The 20,454-nt window shown below is 73.7% G+C and carries 20 protein-coding genes; 10 read left to right on the top strand and 10 right to left on the bottom strand.

What is annotated here, in order from left to right:
* Genes O7599_RS15515 through O7599_RS15530 form a run of 4 tightly spaced genes read right to left on the bottom strand, consistent with a single transcriptional unit; the run spans nt 1 to nt 3,519 of the window.
* Nucleotides 1-960: a complex I subunit 1 family protein gene (locus O7599_RS15515; protein ID WP_281622740.1), complete on the bottom strand. Its 960-nt coding sequence runs from the start codon at nt 958-960 to the stop codon at nt 1-3.
* The gene (locus tag O7599_RS15520; protein WP_281622741.1) at nt 957-2,516 is read right to left on the bottom strand and encodes an NADH-quinone oxidoreductase subunit C; all 1,560 of its coding nucleotides are present in this window, start codon (nt 2,514-2,516) and stop codon (nt 957-959) included. The genes O7599_RS15515 and O7599_RS15520 overlap by 4 nt, the downstream gene beginning before the upstream one ends.
* Entirely contained in the window at nt 2,513-3,109 is a 597-nt protein-coding gene (locus O7599_RS15525; RefSeq protein WP_281622742.1) for an NADH-quinone oxidoreductase subunit B, read from the bottom strand. Before O7599_RS15525 ends, O7599_RS15520 begins: the two co-directional genes overlap by 4 nt.
* A complete protein-coding gene (locus O7599_RS15530; RefSeq protein WP_281623398.1) occupies nt 3,100-3,519 on the bottom strand; it encodes an NADH-quinone oxidoreductase subunit A in 420 nt (139 codons plus the stop codon). Before O7599_RS15530 ends, O7599_RS15525 begins: the two co-directional genes overlap by 10 nt.
* A gap of 292 nt (nt 3,520-3,811) precedes the next feature.
* On the opposite strand from O7599_RS15530, the gene O7599_RS15535 reads away from it, so the two are divergent.
* The 5 genes from O7599_RS15535 to O7599_RS15555 all read left to right on the top strand — a co-directional run bounded on the left by O7599_RS15535 (nt 3,812) and on the right by O7599_RS15555 (nt 10,479).
* Nucleotides 3,812-5,008 (top strand): sensor domain-containing protein, encoded by a 1,197-nt coding sequence (locus O7599_RS15535; RefSeq protein ID WP_281622743.1) that lies wholly within the window; start codon nt 3,812-3,814, stop codon nt 5,006-5,008.
* 138 nt (nt 5,009-5,146) lie between these two features.
* Entirely contained in the window at nt 5,147-6,463 is a 1,317-nt protein-coding gene (locus tag O7599_RS15540; RefSeq protein WP_281622744.1) for a sensor histidine kinase, read from the top strand.
* 136 nt (nt 6,464-6,599) lie between these two features.
* Nucleotides 6,600-7,259: a response regulator transcription factor gene (locus tag O7599_RS15545; RefSeq protein ID WP_281623399.1), complete on the top strand. Its 660-nt coding sequence runs from the start codon at nt 6,600-6,602 to the stop codon at nt 7,257-7,259.
* Between the two features lie 273 nt (nt 7,260-7,532).
* Nucleotides 7,533-9,410 (top strand): 2-oxoacid:acceptor oxidoreductase subunit alpha, encoded by a 1,878-nt coding sequence (locus O7599_RS15550; RefSeq protein ID WP_281622745.1) that lies wholly within the window; start codon nt 7,533-7,535, stop codon nt 9,408-9,410.
* The gene (locus tag O7599_RS15555; protein ID WP_281622746.1) at nt 9,403-10,479 is read left to right on the top strand and encodes a 2-oxoacid:ferredoxin oxidoreductase subunit beta; all 1,077 of its coding nucleotides are present in this window, start codon (nt 9,403-9,405) and stop codon (nt 10,477-10,479) included. Before O7599_RS15550 ends, O7599_RS15555 begins: the two co-directional genes overlap by 8 nt.
* Before the next feature lie 34 nt (nt 10,480-10,513).
* Here O7599_RS15555 and O7599_RS15560 read toward each other — a convergent pair whose 3' ends face one another.
* On the bottom strand, nt 10,514-10,903 hold the full coding sequence (locus tag O7599_RS15560; RefSeq protein ID WP_281622747.1) for a helix-turn-helix domain-containing protein: 390 nt from the start codon (nt 10,901-10,903) through the stop codon (nt 10,514-10,516).
* A gap of 63 nt (nt 10,904-10,966) precedes the next feature.
* Here O7599_RS15560 and O7599_RS15565 point away from each other — a divergent pair, with 63 nt between their 5' ends.
* Both O7599_RS15565 and rarD read left to right on the top strand, forming a co-directional pair.
* Nucleotides 10,967-11,842, top strand: a complete 876-nt coding sequence (locus tag O7599_RS15565; RefSeq protein WP_281622748.1) for an NAD(P)H-binding protein — start codon at nt 10,967-10,969, stop codon at nt 11,840-11,842.
* Between the two features lie 95 nt (nt 11,843-11,937).
* The gene (gene rarD, locus O7599_RS15570) at nt 11,938-13,125 is read left to right on the top strand and encodes an EamA family transporter RarD (protein ID WP_281622749.1); all 1,188 of its coding nucleotides are present in this window, start codon (nt 11,938-11,940) and stop codon (nt 13,123-13,125) included.
* A gap of 34 nt (nt 13,126-13,159) precedes the next feature.
* Here rarD and O7599_RS15575 read toward each other — a convergent pair whose 3' ends face one another.
* Entirely contained in the window at nt 13,160-13,795 is a 636-nt protein-coding gene (locus O7599_RS15575) for a class I SAM-dependent methyltransferase (RefSeq protein WP_281622750.1), read from the bottom strand.
* Nucleotides 13,796-13,851: 56 nt separating this feature from the next.
* On the opposite strand from O7599_RS15575, the gene O7599_RS15580 reads away from it, so the two are divergent.
* A complete protein-coding gene (locus O7599_RS15580) occupies nt 13,852-15,438 on the top strand; it encodes a hypothetical protein (RefSeq protein WP_281622751.1) in 1,587 nt (528 codons plus the stop codon).
* On the top strand, nt 15,435-16,253 hold the full coding sequence (locus O7599_RS15585) for an APH(3'') family aminoglycoside O-phosphotransferase (protein ID WP_281622752.1): 819 nt from the start codon (nt 15,435-15,437) through the stop codon (nt 16,251-16,253). Before O7599_RS15580 ends, O7599_RS15585 begins: the two co-directional genes overlap by 4 nt.
* Nucleotides 16,254-16,257: 4 nt before the next feature.
* On the opposite strand, the gene O7599_RS15590 is transcribed toward O7599_RS15585, so the two are convergent.
* Complete coding sequence (locus tag O7599_RS15590) at nt 16,258-16,713, bottom strand: NUDIX domain-containing protein (protein ID WP_281622753.1); 456 nt, start codon at nt 16,711-16,713, stop codon at nt 16,258-16,260.
* A gap of 10 nt (nt 16,714-16,723) precedes the next feature.
* The gene (locus tag O7599_RS15595) at nt 16,724-17,341 is read right to left on the bottom strand and encodes an ABATE domain-containing protein (RefSeq protein WP_281622754.1); all 618 of its coding nucleotides are present in this window, start codon (nt 17,339-17,341) and stop codon (nt 16,724-16,726) included.
* A 20-nt stretch (nt 17,342-17,361) separates the two neighbouring features.
* Here O7599_RS15595 and O7599_RS15600 point away from each other — a divergent pair, with 20 nt between their 5' ends.
* Entirely contained in the window at nt 17,362-17,817 is a 456-nt protein-coding gene (locus tag O7599_RS15600; RefSeq protein ID WP_281622755.1) for a VOC family protein, read from the top strand.
* A gap of 67 nt (nt 17,818-17,884) precedes the next feature.
* Here O7599_RS15600 and O7599_RS15605 read toward each other — a convergent pair whose 3' ends face one another.
* Together O7599_RS15605 and O7599_RS15610 are read right to left on the bottom strand one after the other, a co-directional pair.
* Entirely contained in the window at nt 17,885-19,087 is a 1,203-nt protein-coding gene (locus O7599_RS15605; protein ID WP_281622756.1) for a sigma-E factor regulatory protein RseB domain-containing protein, read from the bottom strand.
* Between the two features lie 253 nt (nt 19,088-19,340).
* Complete coding sequence (locus O7599_RS15610; protein WP_281622757.1) at nt 19,341-20,351, bottom strand: polyprenyl synthetase family protein; 1,011 nt, start codon at nt 20,349-20,351, stop codon at nt 19,341-19,343.
* Nucleotides 20,352-20,454: the final 103 nt, after the last annotated feature.

Here is a 20,454-nt window from a genome sequence, read left to right on the forward strand (position 1 = left end):
TCAGATCACCACTTTCACGATGCCGGTCAGCGCGATCTGCGCGAGCGCGAGCGGGATGAGGGTCGTCCAGGCGAAACGCTGCAGTTGGTCCTCGCGCAGGCGGGGGTACGAGACGCGCAGCCAGATCACGGCGAAGGCGAGGATCCCGGTCTTCAGCAGCGTCCACAGCCAGCCGAGCCCGTCGGCGTACGGGCCGTGCCAGCCGCCGAGGAAGAGCACGGCGGTCAGCGCGCTGAGGACGACGATGCCGGCGTACTCGGCGAGCAGGAACAGCGCGAAGCGCAGGCCGGAGTACTCGGTGTACGCGCCGAAGATGATCTCCGAGTCGGCGACGGGGGCGTCGAACGGGGGACGTTGCAGCTCGGCGAGTCCTGCGGTGAAGAACACCACCCCGCCGACGATCTGCCACGGCAGCCACCACCACTCGAACCCGTCGACGATCCCGACGAGCGACACCGTCCCGGCGGCCATGGCGACGGAGGCGGCGGCGAGCAGCATGGGCAGCTCGTAGGCGAGGAGCTGGGCGGCGGTGCGGAGGCCGCCGAGGAGCGAGTACTTGTTGGCGGACGCCCAGCCGCCCATGAGGGAGCCGAGCACGCCGACGCCCATGACGGCCAGCACGAAGAAGATCCCGGCGTCCAGGGCCTCTCCGACGCCGCCGTCGGGGGCGAAGGGGATGGCGACGAGGACGACGAGGTACGGGAGGAGGGCGACGGCGGGGGCGAGCTGGAAGACCCGCCGGTCGGCGCCGGCGGGGACGACGTCTTCCTTCTGCACGAACTTGACGCCGTCGGCGACGAGTTGCGCCCAGCCGTGGAAGCCGCCGGCGTACATGGGGCCTACGCGGCCTTGCATGTGGGCCATGACCTTGTGCTCGGTCTGGCCGACGACGAGGGGGAAGAGCAGGAAGACGACGACCACGGCGAGGAGGGTGAGCAGGGTTTCGAGCACGCCGTTCACGATGGGTCACCGCCTTCGGCGGGATCGCGGCGGGCGGGCGGCTCGGTCGGCGCGGGGGCGTCGGCGGCGGGCTCATCGGGCGGAGTGCCTTCGCCTGCGGCGGGCTCGGGGGCGGGGCGAGGCTCGCCTGCGGCGGGCTGGGGAGAAGGACCGGGCTCGCCTGAGGCCGTCTCGGGCGGGGGAGGACGCTCGCCTGCGGCGGGCTCCGCAGGCGAGAGATCGCCTCCGGCGGGCGGCTCGGGCTGGGTCGGGCCGCCCGCGGCGCGACCGGGCTCCTCGGCTGCGGTGTCGTTCGCGGCCGGCTCGGGCGACGGGCCGGACTCGGCGGAGGCGGGCGGCTCGGGCGGCGCGGGGGCGCCGGCGGCGGGCTCGGCGGTCGGAGTGCCTTCGACTGGGGCGTTGTCGGACGGGGCCGACTCGTCGTCGGGGCGGGGGCGTTGCCAGGGGGCGTCGGGCGTACGGGTACGGGGGCGTGCCCCCTCGCCCGCCGCGGCGGGCCCCCCGCCGGCGGCACGCTGCGACGCGGAACCTCCGCTCGCGGAGCGTGAACGCCGCGCACCGGGCGCGGGGCGGCCGGCCCCGGCTTCGCCGGGGGCCGCGCCTGGGGCGGGGTCGTCGCCGCTGGGCGGTGTTCCCGCCGGCTCGCCGCCGGCGGTCCGCTGCGACGCCGAACCCTCGCTCGCCGAGCGGGCGCGGCGGGCGCCGCGACCCGAACGGCCCGCCCCGGCTTCCCCGGGGGCAGCGCCCGCGGCGTCACCCGACGTGTTCTCCGCGCCGCCCCGCGGGCGGCGCGGGCCGGCTTCCGGGGTGTCGCCGGTCGGGGGTGGGTCCGTCGGGGCAGCGGCCTCCGCCGGTCCGGTGTCCGCGGGCCGTTGCGACGCCGAGCCCTCCGTCGTCGTGCGGGAGCGGCGGGGTGGGCCGTCCGGTCGCGTGGCCGCGCGGCGGGGGGTGCGGGTGGGGGCCGGGGGGAGTTTGCCCTTCATCGGGCCCCAGTCGTTGGGGTCCGGGACGCCCGGGGGCTGCATCTGGCGGCGCTTGGGGCCGCCCGCGTGGGACTCGCCCGGCTCCTTCGCGCCCGGCCACGCCTTCGCCACCCGTGCCGCCAGGACGAAGTCCTTCCGCAGCGGGTGGCCCTCGAACTCCTCCGGCAGCAGCAGCCGCGCCGGGTACGGGTGGCCGGGGAAGTCGACGCCGAACATCTCGTGCGTCTCCCGCTCGTGCCAGGCCGCCCCCGCGTAGACGCCCGTCGCCGTCGCCAGCGAAGGAGCGGAGTGCGGCACCGTCGTGCGGAGCAGCAGCCGGCGCGGCGGGGTGCCGACGGCGACGACGTGGGCGGCGACGCGGAAGCCCTCGCCCGGTTCGTCGACGGCGCTGAGCCAGTCGAAGAACGTGCAGCCCAGCTCGTCGCGAGCGGTCCGCAGCGCCGCGGTCCAGGCGTCGGCCGGTACGTCCACGGTCAGGACGTCGTACGCCTCGTTCGCCACCGCTCCCGGGCCGAAGAGGTCCTCCGCCGGCCGCGGGAGCCACCCGGCCGGGTCCTCCCCCTGCTCCGTCATCTGCCGCCCTCCGGCGGCTCCACCAGCCCGCTGGTCAGCGCGCCCACCGACGCCTGCGGCCCGGACGCCCCGTTCCCGTACCGTTCCTGGAGCGACTCCTGCGCGATCTTCTCCTGCAGTTTCAGGATCCCCTGCAGCAGCGCCTCGGGCCGCGGCGGGCAGCCCGGCACGTACACGTCGACCGGGATGACCTGGTCCACGCCCTTCGTCACCGAGTACGAGTCCCAGTACGGACCGCCGCAGTTGGAGCACGCGCCGAAGGAGATCACGTACTTCGGCTCCGGCATCTGCTCGTACAGCCGCTTCACCGACGGCGCCATCTTGTCCGTCACCGTGCCGGAGACCACCATCAGGTCCGCCTGCCGCGGGCCCGGCGCGAACGGGATGACGCCGAGGCGGATGAAGTCGTGCCGGGCCATCGACGCGGCGATGAACTCGATCGCGCAGCAGGCGAGGCCGAAGTTGAAGACCCACAGGCTGTAGCGGCGGCCCCAGTTGAGCACGACCTTCATCGGCCGGGGGGCCAGCCGCTGCAGAACGCCCACGCTCTGCACAGCGGGGACGGCAGGGGTGGCGTTCGCGTTCACGTCCATTCGAGGACGCCCTTCTTCCAGGCGTAGAGCAGGCCCACGGCGAGGAATCCGAGGAAGAGGAACATCTCCACGAGCGTCACCGCCCCGTACCCCGGCGCCGCGAAGACCGTCGCCCAGGGGAAGAGGAAGATGACGTCGACCGCGAAGATCACGTACAGGAAGGCGTACACGTAGTAGCGGACCTGCGTGTGCGCCCAGCCCTCCCCGACCGGGTCCACCCCGCACTCGTACGTGAGCAGCTTCTCCGGTGTCGGCACCGCGGGCCGCAGGAGGCGCGCGCCGCCGAAGGCGACCACGACGAAGAGCAGGCCCAGCACGGCGACGAGGCCGACCACCCCGTAGCCGTCGAAGTAGTCGGCGGCCACGGCGTCGGTGCCCACGGCGTCGGCGGCCGCGGCGCTGGCGAGCATGTCCGGCACGTCCGCTTCGCTCCCTGACTGCTGTGGCTGGATGGCTGGCTGACCCGTGCTGGTTTTCGGTCAGGACATCTTTTCGGTCAGGACATCGACCTGTACGGGCAAGGAGTGTAGGCCCTGCCCCGCAGGGTGCGCCCGTCTCGTGTGCGCCACTTCCGGCTGCACCGCACCGCGCCCGCCAGGCGCAGAAGCGGAGACATCTCCGCAAAGGGTGGGGTTAACCCCCGTACGTTCCCCGGTACACCCCCCATGGCGCCCGCCGCCCCCGGCGCGGCACCCTGGGGGGATGACCCACAGCCGTCCCGGCCCGGAGCCGCCGGCCAAGCCGCGCGGCGACGCGCCGCTGCCCCCGCCTCGTCCGCCGCTCAGCGGCACGACCTGGCTGGAGGTCGTGCACCTGCTGCTGAACCTCCCCCTGGCGATCTTCGCCTTCCTGTACGTCTCGGTGTGGCTCTACGCCGGCGCGCTGCTGTCGATCACCGTCATCGGCCTGCCGCTGCTGGCCGCCGGCCTCGCCGGCGCCCGCGGGCTCGGCTCGTGGGAGCGCGCGCGGGCGCGGGCGCTGCTCGGCGTGCACGTCGAGGCGCCCACCCCGATCCGGCGCAGCACGTACGGCGGTTTCCTGCCGTGGCTGTGGGCGACGCTGAAGGACCCGGTGGGCTGGCGGACGACGCTGTACAGCGTGATCCGGCTGCCGTGGGGGATCCTCACGTTCGCCGTGACGCTCGTGTCGCTGGTCGGCCTGTGGCCGCTGCTGCCGTGGCTGGCGCGCGGTCTTGCGGACGGGGACCGGGCGATGGTGCGCGCGCTGCTGGCGCCCTCGGACCCGCTGGAGCGGCGGATCAAGGAGCTGGAGGAGGACCGCGGGGTCGTGGTGGACACGGCGGCGGCGGACCTGCGGCGCATCGAGCGCGATCTGCACGACGGCGCGCAGGCCCGGCTCGTGGCGCTGGCCATGGGGCTGGGGCTGGCGAAGGAGAAGCTGCTGGAGGACCCGGAGGCGGCGGCCGAGATGGTCGGCGAGGCGCACGGCGAGGTGAAGCTCGCCCTGGAGGAGCTGCGGGACCTGGCCCGGGGCATCCACCCGGCGATCCTCACCGACCGGGGCCTGGGCCCGGCGCTGTCGTCGGTCGCCGCCCGCTGCACCGTGCCCGTCGCGGTGACCGTCGAGCTCAAGGACCGCCCGGCGCAGGCCATCGAGGGCATCGCGTACTACACGGTCTCCGAGCTGCTGCAGAACATCAGCAAGCACAGCGGCGCGAAGAGCGCCAGCGCCGACGTGTGGCGGGCGGAGGGGCGCATCATGCTCCAGGTCACCGACGACGGGAAGGGCGGTGCCCGGCTGGACGGCGGCACCGGGCTCTCGGGGCTGGCGGACCGGCTGGGCTCGGTGGACGGGCTGCTGGTCGTCGACTCCCCGCCCGGGGGCCCGACGGTCGTCACCGCCGAACTCCCCTGGCGCAACCGGGAGTCCCACGCGTAGACCCACCGGCCGGGGTGGGGTTTTCCCCCGTACCGACAGACCGACCTGCTCCATGGCCCGCGGCGCCCCCGCCGAGGAGGCTGGAGGCACAAGCTCGACAGACCCGTCACCAGCGCTCCGGCAGAAGGACTTCCGACGATGGACAGCACCGCGTACGCTCCCGAGGCCCGCCGCCCGCGGCTTCCCCTCGCCCTGCGCGCCCCCTTCGAGGCACGCACCTGGCGCGAGTTCCTCTTCCACCTGCTCAGCCTGCCGGTGTCGATCGTGTTCTTCGTCTACACGATCACGATGCTGTCGCTGGGCGTCGGCCTGCTGATCACGTTCCTCGGCGTCCCGGTGCTGGCCGCGCTGCTGGCGGGCTGCCGCGGCATGGGCTACTTCGAGCGGACCCGCGCGCGGCTCCTGCTGGGCCTGCACGTCGACGACCCGGAGCCGCTGCGCCGGCGGTCCTCCGGGTTCATGGGCTGGGTCGGGTCGCTGTTCCGCAGCGGCGAGTCGTGGCGGACGATGCTCTACGGGCTGCTGCACATGTTCTGGGCCATCTGCTCGTTCACGATCACGGTGACGACGATGTTCCTGAGCTGGTCGCTGGTCACGTATCCGCTGTGGCAGTGGGTCTTCCCGGCGCACTGGGGCCAGGACGGCCTCCAGGTGTACGGGAACGCCGAGGGCGACGGCTGGTACCTGGACTCGGCGCTGGAGCAGCTCTTCGCGGTCGGCGTGGGTGCGGCGTTCCTGCTCGCCTCGCCGTGGGTGGTGCGCGCCGTGTCGTACGTGGACCGGGCGATGGTCATCGGGCTGCTGGGCCCGTCGAAGCTGGCGACCCGGGTGCAGGAGCTGGAAGAGGACCGCGGGGTCGTGGTGGACACGGCGGCGGCGGACCTGCGGCGCATTGAGCGCGACCTGCACGACGGCGCGCAGGCCCGGCTCGTGGCCCTGGCGATGGACCTGGGGCTGGCGAAGGAGAAGCTGCTGGAGGACCCGGAGGCCGCGGCCCTCATGGTCGACGAGGCGCACGGCGAGGTGAAGCTCGCCCTCCAGGAGCTGCGGGACCTGGCCCGCGGCATCCACCCGGCGATCCTCACCGACCGGGGCCTGGGCCCCGCGCTGTCGGCGGTCGCCGCCCGCTGCACCGTGCCGGTGTCGGTGACGGTGGACCTGCTGGAGCGGCCGGCGCAGGCCATCGAGGGCATCGCGTACTACACGACCTCCGAGCTGCTGCAGAACATCAGCAAGCACAGCGGCGCGAGCCGGGCCATGGTGGACCTGTGGCGTGCGGAGGGCCGCCTGATGATCCAGGTCACGGACGACGGGAACGGCGGCGCGCGGCTGGACGCGGGCTCGGGGCTCTCGGGGCTGGCGGAGCGGCTGGGCTCGGTGGACGGGCTGCTGGTCGTCGACTCCCCGCCCGGCGGCCCGACGGTCGTCACCGCGGAGCTGCCCTGGCGGGCCTGAGCGGGCCCGCCGCCACGGCCGACTTCCGCCCTTCACATGCCGTTGTCCCCCTCGGGCGGCTCCCCCGCCGCCGAATCCTGGGATGCTGGAGGTCTACACATCTTCGTATGGGGGGCAGGCAACGGTGGAGGACAGCGTGCGGGTGGTCATCGCCGAGGACTCGGTGCTGCTCCGGGAGGGGCTCACCCGGCTGCTCACCGACCGGGGCCACGAGGTCGTCGCCGGCGTCGGTGACGGCGTGGCGCTGGTCAAGACGGTCGGGGACCTGGCCGCCGAGGGCGGCGCGCCGGACGTCGTCGTCGCCGATGTCCGGATGCCCCCGACGCACACCGACGAGGGCGTCCGCGCGGCCGTGCAACTGCGGCGCGACCATCCCGACGTCGGTGTGCTGGTGCTCTCGCAGTACGTCGAGGAGCAGTACGCCACCGAGCTGATCGCCGGTTCCAGCCGCGGGGTCGGGTATCTGCTGAAGGACCGGGTCGCGGAGGTCCGCGAGTTCGTCGACGCCGTCGTCCGCGTGGCCGAGGGCGGCACGGCGCTCGACCCGGAGGTCGTCGCCCAGTTGCTGGGCCGCAGCCGCAAGCAGGACGTGCTCGCGGGGCTGACCCCGCGGGAGCGCGAGGTGCTCGGCCTGATGGCCGAGGGGCGGACGAACTCCGCCATCGCCGGGCAGCTCGTCGTGAGCGACGGCGCGGTGGAGAAGCACGTGAGCAACATCTTCATGAAGCTCGGTCTCGCGCCGAGTGAGGGAGATCACCGCCGGGTGCTCGCGGTCCTCACGTACCTCAACTCCTGACCCCGCCGTGGCCCGGGGACCCGCCTTCGCCCCTGCTACCGGGCCGTCCTCGCCCGGTTCCCGCGCGGCCCCGGGTGACAAGGGTTTGCCACACCGGCGGAAGGGGCGGAGGAGGCATGGAATACCGACAAAGCCTGATATAAGGCGACGTCTCACCACCGTCCACTTTGCGGACGGGCTCAGGAAGGCATGCCTAACCGACGTACGATGTTCAGTGGGTCAGGCGGTCGGAATCCCGTTCCCGAGCGGCCGCCGCGAGGGAGGTCCACGAAGGTGACCAGCGAGGTCAACAGCAAAGAGGTCAAGCGCCTGGACCGGGTGATCATCCGGTTCGCCGGTGACTCCGGTGACGGGATGCAACTGACCGGGGACCGCTTCACCTCGGAGACCGCGTCGTTCGGCAACGACCTGTCGACGCTCCCGAACTTCCCCGCCGAGATCCGCGCCCCCGCAGGCACGCTGCCGGGGGTTTCCAGTTTCCAGGTGCACTTCGCCGACCACGACATCCTCACCCCCGGCGACGCGCCCAACGTGCTGGTGGCGATGAACCCGGCGGCCCTGAAGGCGAACATCGGCGACGTGCCGCGCGGCGCCGAGGTGATCGTCAACACCGACGAGTTCACCAAGCGCGCGATGGCCAAGGTCGGGTACGAGGCGAGCCCCCTGGAGGACGGCTCCCTCGACGGGTACAGCGTGCACGAGGTGCCGCTGACCACGCTGACGGTCGAGGCGCTGAAGGAGTACGGCCTGTCCCGCAAGGACGCCGGCCGCTCCAAGAACATGTTCGCGCTCGGCCTGCTGAGCTGGATGTACCACCGCCCCACCGAGGGCACGGTGGAGTTCCTGCGGGCGAAGTTCGCCAAGAAGCCGGACATCGCCGAGGCCAACATCTCCGCCTTCCGCGCCGGCTGGAACTTCGGCGAGACGACGGAGGACTTCGCCGTCTCGTACGAGGTCGCCCCGGCCGAGGCCGCGTTCCCCCCCGGCACGTACCGCTCGATCTCCGGGAACCTGGCACTCGCCTACGGCCTGATCGCCGCGAGCCGGCAGGCGGACCTGCCGCTGTTCCTCGGCTCGTACCCGATCACACCGGCCTCGGACATCCTGCACGAGCTGAGCCGCCACAAGAACTTCGGCGTCCGCACCTTCCAGGCCGAGGACGAGATCGCCGGCATCGGCGCCGCGCTCGGCGCGGCCTTCGGCGGCGCGCTCGGCGTGACGACCACCTCGGGCCCCGGCGTCGCGCTGAAGGCCGAGACCGTCGGCCTGGCGGTGTCGCTGGAGCTGCCGCTGCTGGTCGTGGACATCCAGCGCGGCGGCCCCTCGACCGGCCTGCCCACCAAGACCGAGCAGGCGGACCTGCTCCAGGCGATGTTCGGGCGCAACGGCGAGGCGCCGGTGCCCGTCGTCGCGCCGGCCACGCCGTCCGACTGCTTCACGGCGGCCCTGGACGCGGCCCGGATCGCGCTGACGTACCGCACGCCGGTGATGCTCCTCTCCGACGGCTACCTGGCCAACGGCTCCGAGCCCTGGCGCATCCCCGACGTCGAGGACCTGCCGGACCTGCGGGTGCAGTTCGCCTCCCAGCCGAACCACACGCTGGACGACGGCACCGAGGTCTTCTGGCCGTACAAGCGCGACCCGCAGACCCTCGCCCGCCCGTGGGCGATCCCCGGCACCCCGGGCCTGGAGCACCGCATCGGCGGCATCGAGAAGGAGAACGGCTCGGGCAACATCTCGTACTCGCCGTCCAACCACGACCTGATGGTGCGCACCCGCCAGGCGAAGGTCGACGGCATCGAGGTCCCGGACATCGAGGTCGACGACCCCGACGGCGAGGCGCGCACGCTGGTGCTGGGCTGGGGGTCGACGTACGGGCCGATCACCGCGGCCGTCCGCCGCGTGCGCCGGGCCGGCGACCGCATCGCGCAGGCCCATCTGCGCCACCTCAACCCGTTCCCGCGCAACCTCGGCGAGGTGCTGTCCGCGTACGACAAGGTCGTCGTCCCCGAGATGAACCTCGGCCAGCTCGCGACCCTCGTCCGCGCCAGGTACCTCGTGGACGCCCTCTCCTACAACCAGGTCAACGGCATGCCGTTCAAGGCCGAGCAGCTCGCCACCGCGCTCAAGGAGGCCATCGACAATGGCTGAGACGACCGCTGGAGGACCGGCGATCGACACCCTTTCGCTGATCCCCAAGGCCGAAGCCAAGCAGTCCATGAAGGACTTCAAGACGGACCAGGAGGTGCGCTGGTGCCCCGGCTGCGGCGACTACGCCGTCCTCGCCGCCGTCCAGGGGTTCATGCCGGAACTGGGCCTGGCCAAGGAGAACATCGTCTTCGTCTCCGGCATCGGCTGCTCGTCCCGCTTCCCGTACTACATGAACACGTACGGGATGCACTCCATCCACGGCCGCGCCCCGGCCATCGCCACCGGCCTGGCGAGCACCCGGCGCGACCTGTCCGTCTGGGTCGTCACCGGCGACGGCGACGCGCTGTCCATCGGCGGCAACCACCTGATCCACGCGCTCCGCCGCAACGTCAACCTCAAGATCCTGCTCTTCAACAACCGGATCTACGGCCTGACCAAGGGGCAGTACTCGCCGACCTCCGAGGTCGGCAAGGTCACCAAGTCGACGCCGATGGGCTCGCTGGACGCGCCGTTCAACCCGGTCTCGCTGGCGCTCGGCGCCGAGGCGTCCTTCGTCGCCCGTACGGTCGACTCGGACCGCAAGCACCTCACCGAGACGCTGCGCGCGGCGGCGGCCCACCCGGGCACGGCGCTGATCGAGATCTACCAGAACTGCAACATCTTCAACGACAACGCCTTCGAGGTGCTGAAGGACCGCGAGCAGGCCCAGGAGGCGGTGATCCGGCTGGAGCACGGCCGGCCCATCCGCTTCGGCGCCGACGACCACAAGGGCGTCGTGCGGAACGCGGCCACCGGCGACCTGGAGATCGTCGAGGTCACGCCGGAAAACGAGGCGGCCGTCCTCGTCCACGACGCCCACGCCGCGACCCCGACGACCGCCTTCGCGCTCTCCCGGCTGGCCGACCCCGACACGCTGCACCACACGCCGATCGGCGTCCTGCGTGACGTGAACCGGCAGGTGTACGACACGGAGATGGCGGAGCAGCTCGACGACGCCGTGCAGCAGAAGGGCAAGGGCGACCTGGCCGCGCTGCTCGCGGGCGGCGACACGTGGACGGTCCTCGGCTGACGGACCGCTCGACCGCGCAGGCCCGGGCCGGTGATCAGGCCCGGGCTTCGTCGTACCCGGCGCGCGCCGCGTGCACCTCCGGCACGTGGTCGTTCGCCCAGACCGCCAACGGCCGCACCAGCCGGGCCGCCTGCTCGCCGAGCGGCGTCAACGAGTACTCCACGTGCGGCGGGATGACGGGCTTCGCCTCGCGCAGCACCAGGCCGTCGCGCTCCAGGGTCTGCAGCGTCTGCGCGAGCATCTTCTCGCTCACCCCGCCGATCAGCCGCCGCAGCGCGCTGAACCGCATCGTCCCGTCCAGCAGCGCGAGCAGCACCAGCACGCCCCAGCGGCTGACGACGTGCTCCATGATGTTCCGCGCGGGGCAGTCCGCCGTGATGACGTCCGGAAAGTCCCGCAGCCTGACCTCTTTGCTTACCTCCATACCAGTACCTTACGTCAAAGTGGGTACTTTCTCTTCGTAAGCATGCAGCTTACGGTGGTTTTCATGAAGATCACCGTCACCGGAGCCACCGGACATCTCGGCCGCCAGGTCATCGCAGAACTGCTGGAGCAGGTACCCGCGGAGCGGGTCGCCGCCGTCGTACGCACCGTGGACAGGGCCGCGGACCTCGCAGCGCGCGGGGTGGAGGTGCGGGTCGCCGACTACGACGAGCCGGCCACGCTGGCGGGCGCCTTCCGCGCGGACGAGCGGGTGCTGTTCGTCTCGGGCAGCGAGGTCGGGCGGCGGGTGCCGCAGCACCGGGCCGTCGTCGAGGCCGCCGCGGCGGCGGGCGTGGGGCTGCTCGCGTACACCGGCATCCTGGGCGGGCCGAAGGCCGACCTCCTGCTGGCGGACGAGCACAAGGCGACCGAGGAGCTGATCCTCGGCTCCGGTCTGCCGTACGCCTTCCTGCGCAACGGCTGGTACCACGAGAACTACACCGAGCGCCTCGCCCCCGTGCTCGACCACGGCGCCGTCCTCGGCAGCGCGGGCGCCGGGCGGATCGCCTCCGCCGCCCGCGCCGACTACGCGGCCGCGGCCGTCGCGGTGCTGACCGGCGAGGGCCACGAGGGCCGGGCGTACGAGCTGAGCGGCGACACGGCGTGGAGCCTGCCCGAGTACGCCGCCGAGGTCGCCCGGCAGTCCGGCGCGCCGGTCGGCTACCGCGACCTGCCGCCCGAGGAGCACCGGCGGGCCCTGGTCGGCGCGGGGATGCCGGAGCCGGTGGCGGAGCTGATGGTGGACGTCGACGCGGCGATCTCCCGCGGGCTGCTGGCGGGCCGGACGGGCGAGCTGTCCCGGCTGATCGGCCGGCCGACGACGCCGCTGGCGGACGCGGTCGCGGCGGGGCTCGCGGCACGCCAGGCGTCACAGGAGTAAGGAGCCAAATGCTGATACAGATATGACAACGGGCTCTCCCGCCCGCTACCGTCGTCACGGCGCAAGCCGTGCGGGCAGCGAACGGGAGGGCGGCCGTGGGGTCATCAGGTGAAGCTCCGGCGCGCGCGGCCGGAGAGGCGCGGCTCGGGCTCCTCTACGGCTTCGCCGCGTACGGCAGTTGGGGCGTCATCCCGCTGTTCTGGCCGCTGCTGGAGCCCGCGAGCCCCGCGGAGATCCTGGCCAACCGGATGGTGTGGTCGCTGGTCGCGTGCGTGCTGCTCCTGCTGGTGCTGCGGCGCTGGTCGTGGATCCGGCCGCTGCTGCGCGAGCCGCGGCGCCTGGGGCTGGTCGCAGCGGCGGCGGGGACGATCACCGTCAACTGGTTCGTCTACATCTGGGCCGTCAACTCCGGCCACGTCGTCGAGGCGGCCCTCGGCTACTTCATCAACCCCCTCGTCACCATCGCCTTCGGCGTCCTGCTGCTGCGGGAGCGGCTGCGCGCGATGCAGTGGATCGCGGTCGCGGTGGGCGCGGCGGCGGTCGTCGTGCTCACGGTGGGCTACGGGCGGCTGCCGTGGATCGCGCTGGTGCTGGCGTTCTCCTTCGGGACGTACGGGCTGATCAAGAAGCGGATCGGTCTTGAGGGCATCGACTCCTTCGCGGCGGAGACGTCGGTGCAGTTCCTGCCGGCGCTGGTGTTCATGCTCGTGCTCGGCGCCCGCGGCGACGGCACGTTCCACACGGAGGGCCTGGGCCACGCGCTGCTGCTCGCGAGCTGCGGGGTGATCACGGCGTTCCCGCTGATCTGCTTCGGGGCGGCGGCGGTGCGGCTGCCGCTGTCGACGATCGGGCTGATGCAGTACCTGGCACCGACGCTGCAGTTCGTGCTGGGAGTGCTGTACTTCCGCGAGTCGATGCCGGCGGAGCGCTGGGCGGGCTTCCTGCTGGTGTGGCTGGCGCTGGCGATGCTCACGTACGACGCGCTGCGCACGGCGCGGCGGGGGCGGCTGGAACTGCGCCGCGCGGCGGCGGAGGCGGAGGCGACGGTGGTCGCGGAGGCGGCGACGGCCGCGAGGGCCGCGGCCCGGGAGACGGGCCCGGCCGCGCAGGCGGGCACGACGGCGGGGGCGAGCGCGGCGGCCGGGACGGCGGGTCCGGCCCGGGAGACCCGGGAAGCCCGCGAGACGACGAAGGCGGGCGCGGCGGCCGACGTCGGCGCCGTGGCCGAGGCCGGCGCCGCCGGTGCCGTGGCCGAGGCGGCGGACCCGGCCCGGCCCGCCTGAGGAGCCCGGCCCGCCCGGGGCGGCGGGCGAGCCGTCAGCCGGGGGCGGCGGCCGGCCGCGCGGTGCCGACGATGAACGTCCCGCGCTCCCGTACGTCCGCCTCCCACCCCAGCGTCGCGAGGTCGGCGGTGAGCGCCCGCGGATCGTGGAAGAGCTTCACGATCTCGTAGCGCGTGCCGTCCCGCACATGCCGTATCTCCTTCTCCAGCCCCTCCCGGTACGCCTCGGCGGGCCCCTCGTCCACGAAGACGGCCCGGCCGCCGGGCGCGAGCGCGGCGCCGACGACCTCCCAGAAGCCGGCCATCCGAGACGGCGGCACGTGCGAGATCCAGAAGCCGAAGAACACGGTGTCGTAGCGGCGTTGCGGCCTCCAGCCGAAGACGTCGGCGCGGACGAACTCGACGTCCTCGACCCCCGGCCGGGAGCGGGCGATGGCCAGGGTCTCGGGTGCGGAGTCGAGCGCGGTCAGCGAGCGGGCGCGGGCGGCGAGCGCGGGGGTCCACTGGCCGGTGCCGCAGGCCAGCTCCAGCACGTCGCCGGTGATGGGGACCTCGTCCACCACGTTCAGGACCTCGCGCAGATCGGCGCGTTCGGCGTAGACGGTGTCGTACTCGGGGGCGCGGGCGCGGTAGTAGGCGATCTGCTCCGCCAGGCGGTCGTCGTCGCTCATGGTTCGACGGTAACGGCGGCGCGCGCCGGCGTGGAGAGCGCACGTAGGGTGCGGGGATGGGGCGTGAGGGCGTGGACGGGTCGCGGTTGCGGGGCCAGGTCGGGACCGCGGGGGTGATGGGCGCGCTCGCCGGCGCCGCGCTCGCCGGCGGGCGGGGAGCCCGGGCGGCGGTCGGCGGCGCTGCGGCCGGGGCGGTCGGGCTCGGCGTGGTCGAGGCGGTCTCCCGGGTGCGGCAGCGGCCGGGCGAGATCCCGGCACTGTGGCAGCGCATCGCCACGAGCGGCGCGCTGGCCGCCGCCGCGGGCTGGGCGGGCGCGCGGCTGACGGGCGCGGGTCCGGTGGCGGTGGGCACGGTGGCCGGCGCGGCGGCGGGGGCGCTGGGCGTACGGCCGCACAAGGTGGCGCTGGGCCCGGTGGTGGGCGCGGCGGTGGGCGGGGCGTATGCGCTACGCGGGCGGGGTGGCGGCGAGCGCGGCGGCGGCGCGGGCTCGGGTGGCGTGCCTCCGCGTGGGCGCGGCGGTGGCACCGGTCCGGGTGCCGCGGCGCTGCACACGCTCGCTTCCGCCGCGCGCCAGGCCCGCGGGGCGGGCGCGGCCACCTCGCCGCGGCGACGGGGCGGCGCAGCCGCCGGCCCCGCTGCGCCGCGCACGACGCTCGGTTCGGCAGCGCGCGACCGTGCCGCCTCCGCGCGCCGCGTGGTCGCGGATCCGCCCGCCGTCGTCGCCGCGCGGGGCGCGGCGGTGGCGGGGAGTGCGGTCGTGGCGTTCCGGGTCCTCTCCGCGCTCGTGTTCCGGGAGGCGCAGGTCAGCCTCGTCGCCGAAGAGGCCACCGCCGACGACCTGCCGTTCGTCGTGCCGCTCGAAGCGCGCTCCGCGTACGTCGGCACCTCGTACGTACGCGACCTCGCCGCCGTCCTCGGCGGCGCGTACACCGCCGACGCGCCCGACGTCGGCATCGTCGAGTCGCTGGACGCGCTCGCGGGACCCGGCTTCGACCCCGCCGAAGTCGACCCGCGGGTACGGGAGTTCTACGAGCACACCGCCCGCTTCACCCTCGACATCGAACCCCGCTGGCGCCTGTGGGTCCGCCCCGGCTACCTCCTCTACCGCACCCTCGTCGCCCGCCCCCTCGGCCAGGCGAACGTGCCGATGAACCAGCGCGAGGTGCAGCGCGGCATGCGCAGCCGCATCGACACCATCACCCCCGCACCGGACCCGGCCGCGGCCGCCACACCCGTCGCCACCACCGCCGTCCGCGGCTGGATCCGGTCCTTCGCGGACACCGACGACCCCATCTACGTCGGCATCTACACCACGTACCGGCACGGCGACCGCGGCTACGTCAGCGTCGGCTTCCCCCTCCCCCACGCCAGCTTCACCGCCACCCTCCTCCCCCGCGCCCGCCCCGGCGGCGGCCTGACCCTCACCAGCCACGCCGCGGACGACGACGGCACCGACCACCCCGGCCACTACCTGACGTACATCGACCCCGGCACCCGCGAGCTGACCACCCTCGGCGTGCCCGGCTTCGCCGAGCGGCTGGACGTGCACCTCACCGACGGACGGCTCCGTGCCGAACACGCCTTCTCCGTGTTCGGCCTCCCGTTCCTCGTCCTCCACTACCGAATGGACCGCAAGTCATGAAGCTCCCCGGCCCGGGCCCCGGCGACTGGACGCCGGTCACCACGGGCGAGTCGGGCGCCGCCGTCTTCCGCAGCGCGGACGGCACCCGGTACGCCAAGTCCGTCTCCGCGGCCGACGGGACGGGCGCCACCGGCACCACCGGTACCGTCGCCGAACTCGCCGCCGAGCGCGACCGCGTCACGTGGCTGGCCGGCCAGGGCGTGCCGGGCCCCCGCGTCCTCGACTGGTACGCCGACGCCACCGGCGCCCGCCTGGTCACCACCGCCGTCGCGGGCGTGCCCGCGGACCGGTTGCCGCCGGAGGACCTGCGGGCCTGCTGGGGCCGTATCGCGGAGGCCGTACGGGCCCTGCACGCGCTCCCGGCCGCCCGCTGCCCGTACCGCTGGGACCTGGACACGGTGATGGCCCTCGCCCGCGACGTCGTGGCCCGCGGCGCGGTGCACCCGGAGTTCCTTCCCGAGGAGCAGCAGGGCACCCCGCCCGAGGAGTTGCTGGCCCGCCTCGAACCGCAACTGCCGCGCCGCCGGAAGGAGGCGGCCGACGACACGGTCGTCTGCCATGGTGACCTGACCCTGCCGAACGTCGTCCTCGACCCGGACACCGGGAACGTGGCGGGCTTCATCGACCTGGGCCGCCTCGGACTCGCGGACCGCCACACCGACCTGGCCCTGCTCTTCGCCCACGCCCGCGAGACCTGGCCGGACGAGGCCGAAGCACGCGCCCGCGACGCCGACTTCGCCGCCGGCTACGGCGCCGCCCCCGACCCCGACCGCCTCCGCTTCTACCTCCACCTCGACCCCCTGACCTGGGGGTGAACCGTCAGGCCGGGGCGCCCGCCCTGATCAGCCGGACGTGCGCCTCCTGGAGCCCCTCCGGGAGCGCGTCCGGCCAGAACCAGTCCGCCGCGAGGATCTCGAAGCCGTCGAGCTTGAGCGTCCCGCCCGCGTACCGCGCCTCGTAGGCGATCTCCGCGCGCAGTCTGTAGCCGCTGGTCACCTGGACCAGCCGGCCGGGTACGACGTCGAGGCCGGTCTCCTCCCGCACCTCCCGGACGACGGTCTGCGCGAACTCCTCGCCCTTGACCGCGAAGCCGGTCGGCAGCCCCCACGGCCGGGCGTCCGGCCACATCCGGTGCTTGAGCAGCAGCACCTGCCCTTGGTCGTTCCGCACCACACCCGTCACGCCGATCATGAACTTGGCCTGCGTGAACCACAGAATGCGCCACTGCACGGGACCGCGCACGAGTTTCCAGGCCCGGGCGACGACTCGCTTCATGCGCGTCCTTTCAGGGGTGGTCCGCCTCGCGGCGGGCTCTGAGGGTGCGGGCCTTGTGGCGGTTGCCGCAGCGGTCCATGGAACACCAGCGGCGGCGGCCCGGGCGGGAGGTGTCGGCGAAGAGGAGGTAGCAGCGCTCGCCCGCGCACTCGCGGATGCGGTGGGCGTACGGGCCGGAGAACAGGTCCACCGCGTCGCGGGCGACCGTCGAGAGCAGTTGGGCCGTCGTCGCCGGGCCCGGGGACCAGGACGGGGTGCCGTCGGGGGTGAGGCGCGGGGCCAGCGGGGGTTCGGCCGCGGCGGCGTTGAGCGTGGCGAGGTCCGCGGCCGGGAGGGGGGCGGCGTGAGCGCGGGCCTGGGTGAGGCGGAAGAGTGCGTCGCGCAGGTGCCGTACGGCCGGTACGTCGGCGTCCGTGACCGTCAGCTCCGGCGCCGGGCGCAGCCTGGAGGCCGCCGCCCACGCCTCGACGTCCGTGGGGGTGTGCAGCACCTCGTACCGCGCGAAGAGGCCCGGGCCGCCGGTCGTGAGCAACTCCAGGCTGAGCGCGCCCGGGTCGAAGCGGAAGACCTGGCCGTCCGGGGGGCGCATCTCGATGCCCGGGGCGCGGGCGCTTGCCTCGTCCAGCATGTAACCAGTATAACCGGTACATGGTTCCCACGCACTGGAAAGTCGTCATCGACGCCACCGACCCGCACGCCCAGGCAGACTTCTGGGCCGCCGCCCTCGGGTACGAGGTGGAGGACAACAGCCCGCTCATCGAGCAGCTCCTCGCCGCTGGCGCGATCCCCGAGGCCGTGCTGACCCGCCACCTGGACCGCCGCGCCTGGCGCACCGCCGCCGCCGTCCGGCACCCCGACGACCCGTACGACACCAGCTCCGGCGCCGGCCTCGGCCGCCGGCTGCTCTTCAACCAGGTCCCCGAGCCCAAGCCCGAAGGCAAGAACCGCCTGCACCTCGACCTCCACCCCGAGTCCGGGCGGCGCGAGGCGGAGACGGCCCGGCTCGCGGAGCTGGGGGCCGCCGTCGTCCGACACGTCAAGGAGCAGGGTGGCGAGTGGACCGTCATGACCGACCCGGAGGGGAACGAGTTCTGTGTCCACTGACGGGCACACGCGCGAAGGCCGCCGCGTACGGGGAGGCGCGCGGCGGCCTTGACGGGCAGGAGTGCGGTCACTCCGCGGCGGCCTCCAGAGCCTCCGGGGTGACGGCGCCGACGAACACCTTGTCGTCCGTGATCAGCACGTTGACCAGCCGGCTCTCGAAGACCCGGCCGGCGTCCGTCTTGTCCGTGAAGAAGTCGAGGGCCGCCCCGACCCCGTCCCCGCCCAGCGCGTCGCCGGGCAGCGAGAGCTCGGCGATCGAGCCCCAGCCCTCGCCGTGGACCTTGACGTCCTCCAGGCCCGCGGGCTTGTCGCCCCCGGCCCGGTGCTCGCCGGTCCAGTCGCCGCCGAAGCCCTTGCCGAAGTCCCCGCCGAAGCCCTTGCCGAAGTCTCCGCCGAAGCCCTCGTCCAGGTCCCGCTCGGTCACCTCGGCGCCCGCCGGCGGCGCGAACAGATCCGCGTCCGGCTTGTTGAAGTCGACCTTCGTGAAGCCGGCGTCCACGACGGCCTTGCCGTCGTCCGCCGTCAGCGCCACCCGCAGCGGCACGCCGTTGTCGGCGTCCACCGCGATCGTGACGTCCCGGACCGTCGACGCGTCCTGCTTCGGCGTCAGCTTCAGCTCGTACGCGTCCTGCCCGGCCACCTGCGCCGTGCCGGCGACCTCGACGTCCGTCGTCTCGTCGGCGGCCTTCAGCAGCCGCTCCGCCAGCTCCTGCGGGGTGGCGTCCTGAAGGTCCTTCGGGAGGGCGAGCTCGTCGTGCTTCGCGGAGTCCTTCCCGGCGTCCTTCGGCAGCGTCGAGTGGAACACCTCGTCCGAGCCGGCGCCGAAGGTCCACACGTCCTCGCCGTTGCGCACCACCGTGTGGTCGCCGTCGGACCCGGGCAGCGTGACCCGCTGCTTCTCCGGACCGTCCGCCGCGACCCGCAGCTTGGTGTCGCCGGCGAGCAGCCGCGAGAGGTTCGCGCCCTCGCCGCCTCCGCCGCCGAAGGGTATCGACGGCAGGCCCAGGTCCGTGCTGATCTTCACGGTGCCGTCGACCGACTCGACCTCCGACGCCAGCGCCTTGGTGATCAGCTCCTCGGCCGTCACGTCGTCCGTGCTCGGCCCGTCCTCCTGGGCGAGCGCGGGCACCAGGCCGATGGTGGCGGCGGCGAGTCCCGCGATGCCCAGTGGCACCCCGTACCGCACCGCCTTTCTGCGCCGGGCGGCGGCGAGGTCCGCGGCGCGGTCCTCGGCCTCGTCGGCGGGTCGCTCCGGTGGGATCAGTGCCATGGGATGTACCTCCGTCTCCGCGGTGGCTCGCGGAAAATCATTCGCTGCGTCGCACTCGTCCACCCCGTCGGGCCATTGTCACCCGACGCGTCGTACGGGGCTTCCCACCCATCTCAACAAATCGGGCGGCCCGGGGCGTCAGCCCATGGGCGCACCTTGGATTACTCCTGTCGTATGACGGCATCCGCCGCGGGTGGGGACTCAGCCCTGATCGTTGTACGGGGCATCCACTTGCGGATCAGGCCGTGCGCGGCTATCCCGCCCGGTCCACCACCGCGTCGCACAGCCCCTCCAGCGCCGTCCGCGCCGGGCACGCCGGCAGCGCCGTCAGGATCGCCCGCGCCTCCGCCGCGTACCGCACGGTGTCCCGCCTGGCCTGCTCCACCGCCGGGTGGACCCGCAGCCGGGCCAGGGCCTCCGCGAGGCGCGAGTCGTCCGTCAGGTCGCCGCCGAGCAGCGCCGCCAGCTCCAGGTCCGCCGGTCTGCGGAGGCGCCGGGCGGCGGCCCGCAGGTGCAGCACCGGCAGCGTCGCGACGCCCTCGCGCAGGTCCGTGCCCGGGGTCTTCCCCGACTCGGCGCCGTCGCTGGTGATGTCGAGCAGGTCGTCCGCGAGCTGGAAGGCGATGCCGATGCGCTCGCCGTACTGCGTCAGCACCTCCACCACCGACTCGTCCGCGCCCGCCGTCAGCGCGCCGAAGCGGCCGGAGACGGCGATCAGCGAGCCGGTCTTGCCGGCGAGGACGTCCAGGTAGTGGTCGACCGGGTCGCGGCCCTCGGCCGGCCCCGCGGTCTCCAGGATCTGCCCGGTGACGAGCCGCTCGAACGCCTGGGCCTGGATCCGGACCATCTCGGGGCCCAGGTCGGCGAGGAGCCGCGAGGCCCGTGCGAAGAGAAAGTCGCCGGTGAGGACGGCGACGGAGTTGGCCCAGCGCTTGTTGGCGCTGGGTACGCCCCGGCGTACGGACGCCTCGTCCATCACGTCGTCGTGGTAGAGGGTGGCCAGGTGCGTCAGCTCGACGACGACGCCCGAGGGCGCGACGCCCGGCGCGTACGGATCGCCGAACTGGGCGGCGAGCATGACCAGCAGGGGGCGGAATCTCTTGCCGCCGGCGCGGACGAGATGCCGCGCGGCCTCGGTGATGAACGGCACATCGCTCTTCGTCGCCTCCAGAAGCCCCTCTTCGACGGCCGCCAGTCCGGCCTCGACATCGGCTTCCAGGGCCCGGTCCTGAACGCTGAGCCCCAAGGGCGCGACCACGGTCACGAGGGCTCCTCCTGTCTGCTGACGTTCACGTGGAACAGATTGTCGATGTGTCGTTAGCCACCACCATGCACCACGATCGCAGCGTAGCCGGTCACGCGACGAT

Source organism: Streptomyces sp. WMMC500, assembly GCF_027497195.1.
In the GTDB taxonomy this organism is placed as follows: domain Bacteria; phylum Actinomycetota; class Actinomycetes; order Streptomycetales; family Streptomycetaceae; genus Streptomyces.